Raw genomic sequence first — 3,300 nt, 5'->3', positions numbered from 1 at the left:
GTCTCCGACGGCGTGGTCTTCGCCGGCGGCGTGGTCGCCGTCGTTACCGGATCGACGGCAGGCTTGGCGGCAGTCGCTGCAGGCTTGGCGGCGGCGACAACCGTGCCGCCGGCCGGGACCTTGAGCGTCTGGCCGATCTTCAAGAGGCCGTCCTTCATGCCGTTGGCCTGCTTGAGCGCCGTGGCGCTGACGCCGGTCTTGCGGGCAATCGAAGACAGGGAATCGCCCTGCTGGACGGTGTAGGTGCCCCCGGCGCCGGCCGGCTTGGCCTCGGCCATCTGCGGCGCGGGCTTGACGTTCTTCGAGCCGCTGGCGGCAGCCGATGCATCGACCTGCGCAGTCGACTTGCCGTCCTTGACTTTCGGCTGCTGCGGCAGCACGGCAACCTTCTCCGGCGCTCCGGCAGGCTGTTTCGGCGTAGCGGGCTTGGTGTTGTCGGCAACCTTCGGCTCGGCCTTGCTCGAATAGGCATAGGCGGGGATGACGATTTTCTGACCGGTCCTGATACCCTTGCCGGCATCCAGCCCGTTGACCTTGATGATCGCATCGGCCGGCACATGATACTGCCGCGCGAGGCCCGAAATCGTCTCGCCTTCCCGGACCACGATCTCGGTCGCGTGCGGCGCGGCACTTGCGTTGCGCACGGCATCGGGCTCGGCGGTCTTGAACGGCTTCGCGGCCGGCGCGACGGTGCCGGTGGTCGTCTTGTCGAGATGCGGCGCGGCGGGAGCTGGCGCGAGCGCCGGGGCCGAGGCGGTGCGCATCGGCTTTGCGGGTGCAGCGGCCTGCTGCGAGGGCGGAGGCAACTGCTGCGACGTCACCGGCTCGAGGCTGGAGCGGCTCACCGACTGGGTGTGGCTGCCGTCGACCGGCGCCGGCGCGGCCATATCGCCCGGATAGGGCTGGTCGGCGTTCTGCTTGCTGATGATGGAGCGCTGGTTGTTGGTGGACGACGTGAAGACGTCGTCGACACCGTTGAAGCGCATGGCCTGCGAGCTGCACCCGGCCGCGGCGCCGGCGATCACGAGGATGGCGCAGCCGCGCGCCAGATTGCGTCCGTTTGCCTTCAAACCATTGAATTGCATCGCACTAACCCGCACAGACCCGGTACACATTGGCCATGATTAAAGCGCGTTAATGTTACTGCGGGGTTAACCCATTAGAATCCGACGAAAATTTTCTTAAAACATTTTCGAGGGCCGCTTGGGGCGAGCTGAGATTCAGGTTAGCTCGAGTCGAGAAAGGCACGCGAGCACCAGCCTACGCCGGCCGAAACCCTAATTTAATTGCCACGCCACTCATGAGTGCTTCGGTCGACGATGGCCGGAAGCATTTGCAGGCCGGCCTCACCTGAATCCCAACCCAGTTAGATCACCGCGGCGACGCTGCGCAGGATTGGCTGCAGCCTGACCATGCCGATGTCCTCGCGCTCGAAACGGCTGCCGACCTTGGTAAGCTTGGCCAGCACCTGCTCGCCCTCCTCCGGGCCGATCGGCGCGATGACGATGCCGCCGCTCGACAATTGATCGAGCAGGAAGCGCGGCAAGCTCTCGAAGGCCGCCCAGGCGACAATGCGGTCGAACGGGCCTTCGTTGGGCAGGCCGTTGGAGGCATCTGCCTGGCGCACGATGGCATTGCTGATGCCCAGCGCCTCGAAGCGCTGCTTTGCCTGTTCGGTCAAGGTTTTGTAGCGGTCGACGGTGACCACGCGCGCAGCGAGCCGCGACATCACAGCGGCAGTGTAGCCCGATCCGGTGCCGATCTCGAGCACGCGGTTGCCCGGCTCGATGGCTAAAGCCGCGATCACCGCCGCCTGCAGATCCGCGCCTTCGATCGCCTCCCCGCATTCGATCGGCAGCATGCCTTCCGACCAGGCGATCGGATGGAACTGCGCGGACAGGAAACCGCGCCGCGGCGTCGCCTCGAAGGCGGCGATCAGCGCCTTCGGCGCCGTGCCCCTGCCGCGCAGGCGAAGCAGGAAAGCGGCAAAACCTTCGCGGTCGTCGAGGGTCGTGTTCATGCCAATGCCTTGTTCATGCCAATGCCTTGGTAAGCTGGTCGCGGAGTTCATGGGCGGTGAGGTCGAGCTGCAGCGGGGTCACCGACACCAGCCGGTTGCGCAGCGCGTGGAGGTCCGTGCCCTTCTTGCCTTCGACCGGCTCTCGGCCGAAGCGCAGCCAGTAGTAAGGCAGTCCGCGCCCGTCGCGGCGCTCGTCGACCCACAGGCTGTGCACGAGCTTGCCCTGCGACGTGACGACCGTGCCTTCGATCTCGTCGGGCGCACAGTTCGGGAAATTGACGTTGAGCAGAACGCCTTCCGGCAGCGGCGTCGCGACCAGCCTCTTCAGCAGCGCCGGCGCGAGCGCCTCGGTCGTCTCGTAGGGAACGACGCGGTCCTCGCCGACATAGGAATAGGCCTGGCTCACCGCGATCGAGCGCACGCCGAGCAGCGCGCCTTCCATGGCACCGGCGACGGTGCCCGAGTAGGTAACGTCGTCGGCGATGTTGGCGCCGGAATTGACGCCCGACAGGAGGAGGTCCGGCGGCTCGGGCAGGATCTTCTTCGTGCCCATGATGACGCAGTCGGTCGGCGTGCCGCGCACGGCAAAATGCTTCTCGCCGATCTTCCTCAGCCTGAGCGGTTCCGAGATCGACAGCGAATGCGCGTAGCCGGACTGGTCCTGCTCGGGCGCCACCACCCAGACGTCATCCGAAAGCGTGCGGGCAATGCGCTCGAGCGACGCCAGCCCCTCGGCATGGATGCCGTCATCGTTGGTCAGCAGGATGCGCATGAACTCATTTCGATTCGATCTTCGCGAGACCACCCATGTAAGGCCGCAGCACTTCAGGAATGGTTACGCTGCCATCCTCATTCTGGTAGTTTTCGATGACAGCAATGAGAGCGCGGCCGACCGCCGTGCCCGAGCCGTTGAGCGTGTGGACAAAGCGGTTGCCCTTGCCGTCCTTGTCCTTGTAGCGGGCATCCATGCGGCGCGCCTGGAAGTCGCCGCAGACCGAGCAGGACGAGATTTCGCGATAGGCGTTCTGGCCCGGCAGCCAGACCTCGATGTCGTAGGTCTTGCGCGCGCCAAAACCCATGTCGCCGGTGCACAGCGTCACCGTGCGGAACGGCAGGCCGAGCCGCTTCAGCACCTCCTCGGCGCATTGCGTCATGCGCTCATGCTCGGCAAGCGAGCTCTCCTGGTCGGTGATCGACACCAGCTCGACCTTGTAGAACTGATGCTGACGCAGCATGCCGCGCGTATCGCGGCCGGCTGAACCCGCTTCCGAGCGGAAGCA

Annotated in this window: 4 protein-coding genes; all 4 read right to left on the bottom strand. The window is 65.6% G+C overall.

Features of this window, described 5'->3' with window-relative positions:
- Positions 1 to 1,085: LysM peptidoglycan-binding domain-containing protein (locus EOA38_RS31560; protein ID WP_127301065.1), on the bottom strand; the 1,085-nt coding region annotated here is incomplete at its 3' end.
- A gap of 281 nt (positions 1,086 to 1,366) precedes the next feature.
- Complete coding sequence (locus EOA38_RS31555; protein ID WP_126093404.1) at positions 1,367 to 2,020, bottom strand: protein-L-isoaspartate(D-aspartate) O-methyltransferase; 654 nt, start codon at positions 2,018 to 2,020, stop codon at positions 1,367 to 1,369.
- A gap of 13 nt (positions 2,021 to 2,033) precedes the next feature.
- Positions 2,034 to 2,792 (bottom strand): 5'/3'-nucleotidase SurE, encoded by a 759-nt coding sequence (gene surE, locus EOA38_RS31550; RefSeq protein ID WP_126093403.1) that lies wholly within the window; start codon positions 2,790 to 2,792, stop codon positions 2,034 to 2,036.
- 4 nt (positions 2,793 to 2,796) lie between these two features.
- A partial coding sequence (locus EOA38_RS31545) for an aminoacyl--tRNA ligase-related protein (protein WP_127301064.1) occupies positions 2,797 to 3,300 on the bottom strand: 504 nt, incomplete at its 5' end.

Source organism: Mesorhizobium sp. M1E.F.Ca.ET.041.01.1.1, assembly GCF_003997355.1.
In the GTDB taxonomy this organism is placed as follows: domain Bacteria; phylum Pseudomonadota; class Alphaproteobacteria; order Rhizobiales; family Rhizobiaceae; genus Mesorhizobium.
This window is presented reverse-complemented; position numbering and strand designations above follow the sequence as displayed.

Coding starts and splice junctions, on each gene's coding strand:
- EOA38_RS31555 (WP_126093404.1), bottom strand. CDS start 2,020: ATGAACACGACCCTCGACGACCGCGAAGGTTTTGCCGCTTTCCTGCTT.
- surE (WP_126093403.1), bottom strand. CDS start 2,792: ATGCGCATCCTGCTGACCAACGATGACGGCATCCATGCCGAGGGGCTG.